This is a genomic window from Paenibacillus sp. ACRSA, from assembly GCF_022346845.1.
Lineage (GTDB): Bacteria > Bacillota > Bacilli > Paenibacillales > Paenibacillaceae > Paenibacillus.
Genome location: NZ_JAKRNP010000008.1, coordinates 221,751 through 234,918 on the forward strand (window position 1 = coordinate 221,751; position 13,168 = coordinate 234,918).

The 13,168-nt window shown below is 45.6% G+C and carries 9 protein-coding genes; 7 read left to right on the top strand and 2 right to left on the bottom strand.

All coding sequences use genetic code 11. From position 1 onward, the window contains the following. The 4 genes from MH215_RS21665 to MH215_RS21680 all read left to right on the top strand — a co-directional run bounded on the left by MH215_RS21665 (window position 1) and on the right by MH215_RS21680 (window position 5,166). Window positions 1-936, top strand: coding sequence for an ABC transporter ATP-binding protein (locus tag MH215_RS21665; protein ID WP_056693626.1), 936 nt, complete (start codon window positions 1-3; stop codon window positions 934-936). A 12-nt stretch (window positions 937-948) separates the two neighbouring features. Next, on the top strand, window positions 949-2,139 hold the full coding sequence (locus MH215_RS21670; protein WP_056693623.1) for an ABC transporter permease: 1,191 nt from the start codon (window positions 949-951) through the stop codon (window positions 2,137-2,139). Continuing rightward, a complete protein-coding gene (locus MH215_RS21675) occupies window positions 2,132-3,310 on the top strand; it encodes an ABC transporter permease (protein ID WP_056693619.1) in 1,179 nt (392 codons plus the stop codon). The genes MH215_RS21670 and MH215_RS21675 overlap by 8 nt, the downstream gene beginning before the upstream one ends. Before the next feature lie 158 nt (window positions 3,311-3,468). Continuing rightward, the gene (locus MH215_RS21680) at window positions 3,469-5,166 is read left to right on the top strand and encodes a molecular chaperone HscC (protein ID WP_056693617.1); all 1,698 of its coding nucleotides are present in this window, start codon (window positions 3,469-3,471) and stop codon (window positions 5,164-5,166) included. 161 nt (window positions 5,167-5,327) lie between these two features. Here MH215_RS21680 and MH215_RS21685 read toward each other — a convergent pair whose 3' ends face one another. Beyond that, window positions 5,328-6,146 (bottom strand): flagellar motor protein MotB, encoded by an 819-nt coding sequence (locus MH215_RS21685; RefSeq protein WP_056693614.1) that lies wholly within the window; start codon window positions 6,144-6,146, stop codon window positions 5,328-5,330. After that, on the bottom strand, window positions 6,130-6,927 hold the full coding sequence (locus MH215_RS21690; RefSeq protein ID WP_056693610.1) for a flagellar motor protein: 798 nt from the start codon (window positions 6,925-6,927) through the stop codon (window positions 6,130-6,132). Before MH215_RS21690 ends, MH215_RS21685 begins: the two co-directional genes overlap by 17 nt. A gap of 170 nt (window positions 6,928-7,097) precedes the next feature. On the opposite strand from MH215_RS21690, the gene uvrB reads away from it, so the two are divergent. From uvrB to MH215_RS21705, 3 genes are all read left to right on the top strand, one after another. Continuing rightward, entirely contained in the window at window positions 7,098-9,089 is a 1,992-nt protein-coding gene (uvrB, locus tag MH215_RS21695; RefSeq protein ID WP_239293261.1) for an excinuclease ABC subunit UvrB, read from the top strand. 528 nt (window positions 9,090-9,617) lie between these two features. Continuing rightward, a complete protein-coding gene (gene uvrA, locus MH215_RS21700) occupies window positions 9,618-12,476 on the top strand; it encodes an excinuclease ABC subunit UvrA (protein WP_056693602.1) in 2,859 nt (952 codons plus the stop codon). Window positions 12,477-12,921: 445 nt separating this feature from the next. Then, window positions 12,922-13,131, top strand: a complete 210-nt coding sequence (locus MH215_RS21705; RefSeq protein WP_056693600.1) for a hypothetical protein — start codon at window positions 12,922-12,924, stop codon at window positions 13,129-13,131. Window positions 13,132-13,168 lie beyond the last annotated feature (37 nt).

Sequence of the window (13,168 nt, forward strand, 5' to 3'; positions counted from 1 at the left end):
ATGCCAATACTTGAAGTCGATCAGGTCGTCAAACGTTACGGTAACAAGCTGTCGGTGGATCATCTGAATCTTAGCGTGAATAAAGGTGAGATTTTTGGATTATTAGGTCCGAATGGTGCGGGGAAAAGCACAACCATCAGTATGATCGCTGGGTTACTAAAAATGGATCAAGGTGAAATTCGCCTGGATGGCATCTCGGTCAAGGAACGCCCGCTCGAGGTGAAGCGCAAGATCGGTCTGGTACCACAGGATCTGGCATTGTATGAAACGATGACTGCGGCGGATAATGTCACTTTTTTTGCTAGATTGTATGGATTACGCGGCAAGTTACTGAAGGAGAGAGTACAGGAATCACTTGAGTTTGTAGGTTTGCAGGACAAAGCCAAAGAAGTACCCTCCACCTTCTCAGGTGGAATGAAACGTAGATTGAACATTGCATGTGCGATTATGCATCGACCAGATCTCATTATTATGGATGAACCGACGGTCGGCATAGATCCGCAATCACGCAATCATATTTTGGAGTCAGTACGAACGCTCAACAATATGGGATCTACCATTATCTATACAAGTCATTACATGGAGGAAGTGGCTGCGATCAGTCACCGGGTGGCCATTATGGATCAGGGACATATCATCGCTTGTGGTACCGAGAAGGAATTGAGAGAACGCGTAGCATCAACGGAAAAAATTGTACTTACTACCTCGGTCATTAATCCTAGTGCCATTGAAGAGATGAAACTTCATCCCCGCGTGAAGAATGTGGAAGTTGCTGACGATACCATTACCATTACAGTGCCTTCGGCGCAGCAGGATATGCAGGATATGCTTTTTATCTGTAACAAACATGACTTAGCTATTCAGTCCCTTCAAGTCGAAGAGCCTGATCTGGAAACATTGTTCCTTAATCTGACCGGACGTACGCTTCGAGACTAAGGAGGATTTCAGATGAATATGTGGCATATATGTGGTTTTGAGCTTAGACGTATTTTGAAAATACGAACCGTATTACTGAATCTATTTATACTCCCATTAGTCCTGATTTTTATATTAGGTACAGCTCTTTCGGGAACGATGGGATCGGGTGAAGATGCTGTTATTAAACCTGTTCGAGTTGGTATCATTCAGTCTACAGAAGCAACGGAAGCTTCCGTTGTAAATGAGGCTCTGCAGGCCTTCTTGACCTCGCCAGCGGTATCAGACATGTTGAAAGTAAGGAATTTGGCTACAGAAAAAGATGCCGTTAGTGCTCTCAGGCAGGGTGAATTGGATTTTGCTGTAATCCTACCGAATGGCCTACAAGAGCAGCTTGTAGCAGGTAAAGCCGCGGAATTACAGTGGATACTGGGCAAAGACAACACGCTAAATATTGTGGGGCAGACTGTATTTACAAGGTTCACGGATGAGCTGAACAGACAGGTCGCCATTGCAAAAGTGCTTGGCCCAGAAGTGATCGCAGCGATGGCATCTGTGCCAGATAATGATCTGACAGAGCGTACCTATATCACCACGAGCAGTCCGGGTAAGGTGGGCAATTCTTATAGTGCATCTCAATATTACGCGGCCTCGATGCTGGCTATGTTTATGCTCTACTCTGGCATGACGACGATTAATAGCTTGTTCTCAGAAAAGGATAAAAAGACCTTGATCCGGCTTCAGGCGGCTCCAGTAGGGAATGGTATCATCTTTGCCGGGAAAATCGCCGGGAACAGCCTGCTTGCCTTCCTGCAAGCCATTATTATTATCGTGATGACCTATTGGTTGTACGGAGTGAACTGGGGAAGCCATCCTTGGTTGATCATTCTGATCTGTGTGTTGATTACAATCGCTTCGATGACGATTGGGATTATCGTTGCATTAGTTAGCAAAAATGCGACATCAGCAAGTGGGATGATGCAAGCCATTATTATTGCAATGACGTTCATCAGCGGTGGTTTTACACCGATTGCCGTTGACTTAGTACATCGCATAAGCGAATTTACAGTCAATCACTGGGCCTTACAGAGCTTCTTGCGAATGATGCTGGATTCTCCTGTGAGCGACATTGTGCATAATATCGTCATGCTTGGTGTCGTTTGCGCCGTTCTGATTCTAATCGCAGGTGTAATCTACAGAAAGGTAGGGTACCGCTATGAATAGTCTACATATCGCCTGGCTTATGATTAGACGAACGTTGGGGCGTAAACGAGGGGTCATTACGTTTCTGCTACTGCCTTGTTTAGTTGTGACGGGTACGGTATTTCTATTTGGCAATGAGCAGGCGAATCGATCGATCATTCCGTATGTCAATGAGGATCAAGGTGTAGCTGGTGAATGGATCATAAGCGAACTTGGTCATAAAGAGGAGTACTTACTCAAGCCGATGGGCACAGAAGCAGAGGTGAAGGAAGCTATTGCTCGGCAAGAGGGAAGCACAGGTCTTGTTATTCCGGCGCAGTATACAGAGAATCTGTTGCAAGGGAAGCAAGCTCCATTGGAACTGATCGAAATGCGTGTGAGTGAAGAATCCTACACGTTCAGAGCTGCCGTAGACGGGATGACCGTGGGGTTGAATCAATTGGCATCAGCTGTACACGCCGGAACAGGTGCAGTTTCGAATATAGCTTCAGATCAACAGATGAATCAAGAGAAATTGGAACAACTACTACAGGAAACAGATAAATCGGCTATTACAGGCACAGCTGTTGACCTACAGATTTATCCGAAGCCGGGTCTAAATAATGTGACTGGATTTACGATCATGTTTATGATGGGTTTATTGACAAGCGCTGTATCCGTTATTCTGGAAGATCGCAGACAGTTAACGATGGCACGGGTATATACAGCTCCAGTACGATCTTATGAAATTGCAGTCGGCAATTTCCTAGGGAGTTTTATCATCGGTATCATTCAAATTGTTCTAGTATTAGGCATTAGTCGATGGGTGCTGCACTATGACGCTGGCATTTCATTTGGTGTACATTTCCTCATTCTGGCTGCATTTATGTTAGTCTCTATGGGAATTGCGAGTACCGTTGCTGGGTTGATCCGTGAGTCCAAAAATGCAAACATGTTGAATTCGCTTATTATCACACCAACTTGTATGATTGGTGGGTGCTTCTGGCCGATCTCGATTATGCCTGAATATATGCAGAAGATCGCCAACTTTGTTCCGCAAAAGTGGACGATTCAAGCTGTGGAGACGATCTCCGCTGGTGGCTCGTTGTCTGATATCCAGCTCCCTCTACTGATTTTGTTTGGTATGGCAGCTATTTTACTTGCTGTAGGTTCAGTCATCTTGCGCCCTAGCGAGCGCGGTATGGATGCATAATAACATTAAGTGTCGTAGAAACCGGATGTGTAAGTGAGCATTCGGTTTTTTTATTTTCATGGACGAATGAAGTTATGCCTATGCTCTAGCTATCGATTATGATAGATTGTTCGATAGAGTCACAAGTAGAAGTTGAGAAGAAAGAAGGTACAAGCATCATGACAATCATAGGTATTGATCTAGGAACAACGAATAGTTTAGTATCTTGCTGGGTTCATGGGGAGCCTCAGATTATCCCGAATGCGCTTGGCAATCGTTTGACACCTTCGGTGGTAAGTGTGGATGAGAATGAGGAGATTGTAGTAGGTGAGATTGCTAGAGAACGTTTGATTACACATCCGGAGAGAACTGCTTCTGTATTCAAAAGATACATGGGTACCGGACGGACGTTTGAACTGGGTACATATCAATTTTTGCCGGAAGAACTATCTGCGTTCATCTTGAAATCACTCAAGGCAGATGCGGAGGCGTATCTTGGGGAGACGGTAACTGAGGCTGTGATTAGTGTACCGGCTTACTTCAACGATGCACAGCGTAAGGCGACGAAGCGTGCAGGTCAATTAGCGGGGCTACAAGTGGAACGTTTGCTTAGCGAACCAACCGCCGCAGCTATTGCTTATGGTTTGCATCAACATGAACCTGAAACCAAGTTTCTGGTATTTGATCTAGGAGGCGGTACGTTTGATGTATCCGTACTGGAATTATTTGATCAGATCATGGAAGTGAAATCTGTCGCTGGAGATAACTTTCTTGGGGGTGAAGATTTTACACGTTTGCTCGCAGACTTGTTTACGGAAAACCACCAAATAGAGCAAGATCGCTTATCTGCAAAAGAACAATCAGCGCTCTGGAAGCAAGCGGAACGTTGCAAACAGGACTTGAGTCATGTTCGTGAAGGCAAGATGATGCTAACCCTTGAAGAGGGATTGAAGGAGCTGTTCGTGGATCGTGCGCGTTTTGATCTGGCAGCCAAGCCACTGTTAGCCCGTTTACAGAAACCTGTCGAACGTGCATTACGTGATGCATCCGTTAAACTGAGTGAACTGGATGCTGTGATCCTTGTTGGGGGAGCAACGCGTATGCCGCTGATCTATTCGTTTACAGGCAAACTGTTCGGCAGACTGCCTGCTAACCATTTACATCCAGATGAAGCGGTAGCGCTGGGTGTCGGTATTCAGGCTGCGATGAAGGAACGACATCAAGACCTGGAGGAAGTTATTTTAACAGATGTATGTCCCTATACGTTGGGAGTTTCCGTTTCTGTACGAATGGACAATGGACAGTTTGAATCTGGGATGTTCTCGCCGATCATAGAACGTAACACGGTTATCCCTGTAAGCAAAATGGAACGTTATTATACGCTGCATCATAATCAGACATCCATCAACGTTGACATTTATCAAGGGGAGAGCCGGCTAGCTAAAAATAATGTAAAGTTAGGCGAGCTACCCATAAACGTGCCACCAGCTCCAGCGGGGGAACAAGCAATAGACATTCGTTTTACATATGACATCAACGGAATTCTAGAAGTGGAGGTCTCCTCCGTTGAGACTGGGGAGAAAAAGGTTGCCATCATCCAAGGTAAGGACAATGATCTGTCCCAAGAGGAAATTGCCGAGCGTTTCAAAGCATTGGAAGCAATCAAAATTCACCCACGTGATCGGATGGAGAACCGTCTGTTGTTAGCTCGCGGCGAGCGCATGTATGAAGAATCGTTAGCTGAACAGCGATTGATGATTGCCGAGGTCATGCTGTGGTTCGAAGAGACACTTAAGCGTCAGGATGATCGTGAAATTAAGAAAGAAGCGCAGAAACTCAAGGAAGTTTTGGATCAAATCGAACGTGTTCGAGAGTGATACGGAAGTTAAATGAAATAGCCAATATAAGGTTGATTGAATCTTAATCCATACGAATAAGGCACGTCCAGTTTGAATGATTTCAACTTGGACGTGCCTTATTTAATGTTTTTCTACGAATAATCGTCGTATTTAAGGAATGAATAGTGCAATGAAGAGAGTTACGGTTGTAATTGTCGTAGCACCGTAATTTCTACGCGGCGATTCTTCTGACGGCCAGCCTCGGTGGAGTTATCTCCAGTAGGTCGTGTGTCTGCATATCCAGCATATTGGAAGCCGTCGGGATCCAGCTTTTCTTGGTCTAGGAAAAATCGGAGGATGGATAATGCGCGTTCGCCGGATAGCTGCCAGTTATCTTTATAGGAAGAGTTGGCTCCAATAGGCACGTTATCAGTATGACCTTCGATGCTAACAACAGTGTTCAGGTTACGGAATAGACTTGCAAGTTTGCTAAGTATAGGTGCAGCATTATCTTTCAGTGCGGCCTGTCCTTGATCAAACAGAAAACGATCGCTTAGCGTAATGGAGATGCCTTGCGGTTTGTCCGCCACAAAGATCTGATCATTGAGACTGTTGTCCTCGATATATTGTGTAATCGTATTAAATAGATTTTGCAGTTCTTCTTCCTGTGATCTGAATTGCTTCTCCCTCTCAGTGAGCGGCTGGTTATCATCATCGGTAGCATCCGGTTCCGTATCTGAATCTGTAGGATTCTGTTCTTCATTGTCGGGTGGAGTAGGTTTCGTAATTGTTTCGCCTACAATGCCACTACCACCTTCAAGTATGGAGTTCGATTGATTAAACGTATTTTGCAGCGATTGTGTCACAACGTTATATTTACCGGAATCCGGATTACTCATCGCGTACATAATGACAAAGAAGATCAGCAGAAGGGTGATGAGATCAGCATAAGTAATCATCCAACGATCCCGATGTTCACCAGGCTCACGTTTAGCGCGCCGTTTACTGCGCCGACTCATCAAATCCCTCCTTTAGTACAGGTTGAGTGATCTGACGATGTGTTAATGTAAATGATTCCAGGCGTTTGCGGACAAGTTGAGGATTCTCCCCATTTTGGATAGCAAGTACACCTTCAAGTATCATTTCCATGAGTTGTATGTCTTCCGCACCGCGGGATTTAATCTTGGAAGCGATGGGTAAAAAGATTAGATTGGCACTAGCTACACCATATAAAGTAGCTGTGAAGGCAACAGCGATGGCAGGGCCAAGTCCTGTCGGATCAGTTAGACTTCCTAGTACTTGAATTAGACCCATTACGGTACCTATGATCCCCATGGTCGGTGCATAACCACCAGCAGCTTCAAAAATTTTGGCATACCCATCATGTTTTTGTTCAACAGAATCAATCTCCATCTCCATGATCTGCCGAATGACATCTTGATCGGTACCGTCCACAACCATTTGAATGCCGTCTCTTAAAAAAGGATGAGGGTGATCCGTTACTCTACGTTCTAATGCGAGCACGCCTGAGCGGCGGGCGATGGTTGACATGTCCACCAGTTCTTCGACCCACTGGCTTGATTCGTTGTTTTTGCGTCCAAAGGCCATGCGCAGTGCAGCCGGAATTGTACGTAACCGGTTTGCAGGGAAGCTGGCAACGACCGCAGCGATTGTTCCACCAAATACAATTAATGCAGCTGTTTTTTGTAACAACCCAGAAACTTGGCCGCCTTCCCACAAAAAACCGCCGATGACTGCGGCAATCCCGGCAATGATGCCGATAAGTGTCGCAATATCCATAAATTAACCCACTCCTGTCTTCACTTCACGTTTGCATCACTTGAACGAACGAGGTATAATCTAACGGGAACAAATATTCCTATGCCTATAAGTTTTCCCATATGAAAATTCGGGGAACTTCGACAATATATAAGTGACTATTATTTTAGACGATAGGGTGAGATACGGCAATGAGCGATATTGTAATGAGCGACAAAACGTTCGAAATCGAGTCTGAGTTTTCTCCCCAAGGTGACCAGCCTGTAGCCATTGAACAATTGGTTCAGGGTGTTCGGGAAGGAAAGAGGTATCAGACACTACTGGGTGCAACCGGTACAGGTAAGACATTTACCATTGCACAGACCATTGCGAAGCTTCAACGTCCAACGCTGATTATTGCCCACAATAAAACGTTGGCAGCTCAGCTTGCGAGTGAATTCAAAGATTTCTTTCCTAATAATATGGTTGAGTACTTCGTCAGCTATTATGACTACTTCCAGCCGGAGGCGTATATTCCGTCCTCGGATACGTATATCGAGAAGGATTCCAGCATCAATGAAGAGATTGACAAACTGCGTCACGCAGCGACGAGTTCATTATTTGAACGTAGAGATGTCATCATTGTAGCCAGCGTGTCCTGCATTTATGGTTTGGGTTCGCCGTCTGCATACTCCAGCATGTTATTGTCACTGCGGGTAGGTATGGAGAAGCCACGGAATCAGATTTTGTCCCGTTTGGTAGAAATACAGTATCAGCGGAATGATATCAACTTTGTAAGGGGTACGTTCCGAGTACGTGGTGATGTCATTGAGATCTTCCCAGCCTCCAAGGGTGAACATGCGATTCGGGTCGAGTTGTTTGGGGATGAGATTGAGAAGATTACCGAGATTGATGTATTGACCGGAGAACTAGTAGGAGAACGTGAACATATTGCGATCTTCCCAGCATCTCACTTCGTAACCCAAGAAGAGACGATGCGGGTCGCTTTGGTCAACATCGAACGTGAGCTTGAAGAACGTCTTGAAGTGCTCCGTGAACAAGGAAAGTTGTTGGAAGCACAGCGACTGGAACAACGTACACGTTATGATATTGAAATGATGAAGGAAGTTGGCTTCTGTTCAGGAATCGAGAACTATTCCGGACCATTGACCTTCCGTGAACGTGGAGATACACCATATACACTGATGGATTATTTTCCAGATGACATGCTGATCGTGGTGGATGAGTCTCACGTAACGTTGCCACAGATTCGCGCAATGTATAACGGTGACCAAGCGAGGAAAACGGTTCTGGTTGAACACGGATTCCGACTGCCATCTGCGCTTGATAACCGTCCACTCAAATTCGATGAGTTTGAAGAGAAGATGAATCAGATTATCTATGTATCGGCTACGCCAGGGCCATATGAGATTGAGCATACCGATACGATGGTACAGCAGATTATTCGTCCTACCGGTCTACTTGATCCAATTATCGAGCTGCGCCCAACGAAGGGACAGATCGATGATCTGATTGCAGAGATCAATGACCGCATTGCCAAAGACGAACGTGTGTTAATCACGACGTTGACGAAGAAGATGTCAGAGGATCTAACCGACTATCTGAAAGAGATTGGGATTAAGGTGCGATATCTTCACTCCGAGATTAAGACACTAGAGCGGATGTCGATTCTGCGTGATCTAAGGCTTGGTACGTTCCATGTCTTAATCGGGATCAACTTGCTGCGGGAAGGTCTGGATCTACCTGAGGTATCGTTGGTTGCGATTCTGGATGCGGATAAAGAAGGATTCCTTCGTTCAGAGCGTTCACTGATTCAAACCATTGGACGCGCAGCGCGGAACAGTGATGGTCGAGTTATTCTCTATGGTGATAAAGTGACGGATTCTATGGATAAGGCGATCAAGGAGACGGAACGTCGTCGTGAAATCCAGATGGCCTACAATGAGAAACATGGCATTACACCACAGACGATTCGCAAAAAGGTACGTGATGTGATTGAGGCAACGAAGGTTGCCGAATCGAAGAACGAATTTCTTACTGGTGCTGCAGAGAAGATGTCCAAGAAGGAACGTCAGTCGCTTATACAGCGCCTAGAAGTAGAGATGAAAGACGCAGCGAAAAACTTGCAGTTTGAGCGTGCTGCTGAGCTTCGTGACGCATTGTTGGAACTGCGAGCAGAGTAGGCGATAAAAAAATACGCAACAATTACAGATATGTCCGAAAAGATGGATATGCAACAAGAGAACGGCCTATGGGCCGTTCTCTTGTTCAGTAAGGAAAATAGTATGGATTGCCGATAATAGACATGTTGGAATGTTCTCTTCACGGCTATACTAGTAGAAAAGTTGAATTTGGTTAAAAGGTTTATAGGAAAGCATATGGAAATTATGCGTCCCGATCATAGAGGGGGAGCCGAGCCGAAGGCAATGGTGACCTATCGCGAACAAGGCAAAGCTGTGAGCGTCTCGGTAGTAAAGGGAGCCGAGCCAAAGGCAATGGCGACCTAAACGCAAGCGAGGCAAAGCCGCGAGCGTCCCCTCGCAGTAGAGCGACTGCACTAGATTCCGGCAATAGGCTGGAATCTAGTGCAGAATCGCGGGCGCATGATATACCTTCACATAGCAAGACCCGACCCACCGCCAATGCACCGCTTGTTTCGGGTGTCCAGAGGGTGTGAAACACGATATTGACTTTGAAAGGGTGGATACACATTGGCTAGCGAGAATATTGTCATCAAAGGTGCACGAGCACATAACCTAAAGAACATTGATATTACCATTCCGCGTGACCGTTTTGTTGTATTGACGGGTCTAAGCGGCTCAGGCAAGTCCTCGCTGGCTTTTGATACGATCTATGCAGAAGGTCAGCGGCGATATGTAGAGTCATTATCCGCTTATGCACGGCAGTTTCTAGGACAAATGGAGAAACCAGATGTGGACTCCATCGAAGGACTCTCCCCAGCGATCTCGATTGATCAGAAAACGACTAGCCGTAATCCGCGTTCAACCGTGGGAACGGTAACCGAGATTTATGACTATTTACGTCTTTTATTTGCACGTGTAGGACATCCCCACTGCCCGGATCACGGTGTAGAAATTACATCGCAGACGGTAGAGCAGATGGTCGATCGTGTCATGCAGTATCCGGAAAGAACGCGATTGCAGATTTTGGCACCGATTATCTCTGGACGGAAAGGCGAGCATAAGAGTGTGTTTGCCGATATATCCAAACAAGGATTTGTCCGTGTACGAGTGAATGGCGAGATGCGTGAACTGTCTGAAGATATCCAGTTGGAGAAAAATAAGAAACACACGATTGAAGTTGTCGTTGACCGGGTTGTCATCAAGGAAGATGTCCAGTCACGTCTTGCAGACTCCATTGAAACGGCACTGAACTTGTCCGGTGGACAATTGCTCGTTGATATCATCGGAGAGGAAGAGCTCCGTTTCAGCTCTAATTTTGCATGTCCGGTGTGTGGATTCAGTATTGAAGAGCTCGCCCCGCGAATGTTCTCTTTCAACAGTCCGTTTGGAGCTTGCCCTGAATGTGATGGACTTGGTGTGAAAATGATCGTTGACCCGGATCTGCTAGTGCCTGACCGGAGTAAAACGATTGAAGAGGGCGCATTTGATGCATGGACAGGAGGAACGTCAACGTACTACCCTCAGTTCTTGAAATCAGTATGTGAACACTTCAACATCCCGCAGGATGTGCCTGTTGAAGATCTACCAGCCGATCAGATGAACAAGTTGTTGCTAGGTACAGGTACAGAGAAAATCCGTTTCCGTTATGAGAACGATTTTGGACAACGCAAAGAAGCACTGGTGACCTTTGAGGGTATCGTGAACAATTTGGAGCGGCGTTATCGTGAAACAGCATCTGAGGGCATCCGGGAATTCATTGAAGGTTATATGAGTGCGAAGCCTTGTGGTACATGTAAAGGACATCGTTTGAAACGTGAAAGTCTTGCGGTCACAATTAACGACCACAACATGGCATATGTAACGAGCCTTTCTATAGGAGAAGCAGGTAAATTCTTTGAAACATTGCAGCTCAGTGAGAAGGAACGTACCATTGCAAACCTGATCCTCAAAGAAATTAACAGTCGTCTGGGCTTCCTGGTCAATGTGGGCTTGGATTACCTGACTCTGAGCCGTGCGGCTGGAACGTTATCTGGTGGTGAAGCACAGCGGATCAGATTGGCGACACAGATTGGTTCTAGTCTGATGGGTGTGCTCTATATCCTAGATGAACCAAGTATCGGTCTGCATCAACGGGATAATGATCGTTTGATTAGTACGCTGGCTCACATGAGAGACATCGGGAATACGTTAATAGTAGTTGAGCATGATGAAGATACGATGATGGCAGCCGACTATATTATTGATATTGGTCCTGGCGCGGGTATCCACGGAGGTACCGTAATGTCGCAGGGTACACCAGAAGAGATCATGAACGACGAGAACTCGTTAACGGGTCAATACCTGAGTGGACGGAAGTTTATTCCGATACGTGCGGAACGCCGCAGCGTAGGTGATCGTTGGTTGGAAGTACGCGGAGCCAAAGAGAATAACCTGAAGAACCTGAATGTGAAAATTCCAGTTGGTGTGTTCACCGCCGTTACGGGTGTATCCGGATCAGGGAAATCCACCCTGATTAATGAAATTTTGTACAAAACATTGGCGCGTGATCTGAATCGTGCTCGCGTACGTCCTGGGCAACATAAAGAGATCCGAGGTCTGGAACATATCGATAAAGTCATCGATATTGACCAGTCGCCAATCGGTCGTACACCGCGCTCCAATGCGGCTACGTATACCGGAGTGTTTGATGACATTCGGGACTTGTTTGCACAGACGAACGAAGCCAAGATGCGTGGTTACAAAAAAGGTCGCTTCAGTTTCAACATTAAAGGTGGGCGCTGTGAAGCTTGCCGTGGTGATGGAATTATCAAGATTGAGATGCACTTCTTGCCGGATGTATATGTTCCTTGTGAAGTCTGCAAAGGCAAACGATATAACCGTGAAACGCTCGAAGTGAAGTACAAATCCAAAAACATCGCTGATGTACTCGAAATGACGGTTGAGGATGCAACACAATTCTTCGAGAACATTCCGAAAATCCATCGCAAAATGCAGACACTGCTTGATGTAGGTTTGGGTTATATCAATTTAGGACAACCGGCAACAACCCTGTCTGGTGGTGAAGCTCAGCGTGTGAAGCTTGCCTCTGAGTTGTACCGTCGCAGTACAGGCAAGACCATTTATATTCTGGACGAGCCAACGACAGGACTCCATGTCGATGATATTGATCGGTTGCTAAACGTATTGCACCGTTTGGTTGATTCCGGTGAGACCGTGCTGGTGATCGAGCATAATCTGGATGTAATCAAAACAGCCGACTATATTGTTGATCTGGGGCCAGAAGGCGGCAGTGGCGGCGGAACGATTGTGGCAACCGGAACACCAGAGGATATTATACAAGTAGATGCATCTTACACCGGGAAGTACCTGAAACCTGTCTTGGTGCGTGATACAGAGCGAAGCAAGATGCTTCAGTTAACGGAATAACGAGATACAATAGATTCGAACGGTTAGGCCCTTCTCAAGTGAACAACAGTGAGGCATTGCTTATACAGCGATGCTTCACTTGTTCAATGGGGAGGTTTTTTTGTATGTCAACTAAACGAATCTATGAAACATGCTCTAAACATCTGCACGAGATGTAGAGGGGAAGTATAATTTGGATTATTATTAAATGAAAGTGTTTACATATGTGATGTGACAAGCATTATAGACATACTCGGATGAATTGGATTTTTTTCATTTTTATGGATGATAGGGCTTGCATTACAAGCAGGCTACGGCTAACATAGAGTTAGATATTGGGCAGGGGTTAGCTTTTTTTGTATGGATTCACAAGTGTATTGAAGCGTTTCAGGTAAGGGATTGAATGTTGTTTAATGGGACGTTGCCAAAACGTGCGTTTAATTATGGTGAGGAGGTCTGTCTATCCATGTTGCTTGCAGAAGCTGCCACAGCGAGTACATCGAATTTTAATGCATTTGATATCTTTGTCCTGTTGTTTACGATTATTATCTTTATAGGTGTTGTCCGATTGATTCGGGCACCTAAGAAGAATTTGTTTGCGATCGGATTTGCAGTGGTCAGTTTGCTTGTTTTCTTGATGACGGACTATGCCATGATTACCGGATGGTTCAATTAGTTAAGTTACGGATTAACGTAGTTGGTGTATAGCAAAT

Excerpts from the sequence above, each read along its gene's own strand:
- MH215_RS21665 (WP_056693626.1), top strand. The coding sequence starts at position 1 with ATGCCAATACTTGAAGTCGATCAGGTCGTCAAACGTTACGGTAACAAG.
- MH215_RS21670 (WP_056693623.1), top strand. The coding sequence starts at position 949 with ATGAATATGTGGCATATATGTGGTTTTGAGCTTAGACGTATTTTGAAA.
- MH215_RS21675 (WP_056693619.1), top strand. The coding sequence starts at position 2,132 with ATGAATAGTCTACATATCGCCTGGCTTATGATTAGACGAACGTTGGGG.
- MH215_RS21680 (WP_056693617.1), top strand. The coding sequence starts at position 3,469 with ATGACAATCATAGGTATTGATCTAGGAACAACGAATAGTTTAGTATCT.
- MH215_RS21685 (WP_056693614.1), bottom strand. The coding sequence starts at position 6,146 with ATGAGTCGGCGCAGTAAACGGCGCGCTAAACGTGAGCCTGGTGAACAT.
- MH215_RS21690 (WP_056693610.1), bottom strand. The coding sequence starts at position 6,927 with ATGGATATTGCGACACTTATCGGCATCATTGCCGGGATTGCCGCAGTC.
- uvrB (WP_239293261.1), top strand. The coding sequence starts at position 7,098 with ATGAGCGATATTGTAATGAGCGACAAAACGTTCGAAATCGAGTCTGAG.
- MH215_RS21705 (WP_056693600.1), top strand. The coding sequence starts at position 12,922 with ATGTTGCTTGCAGAAGCTGCCACAGCGAGTACATCGAATTTTAATGCA.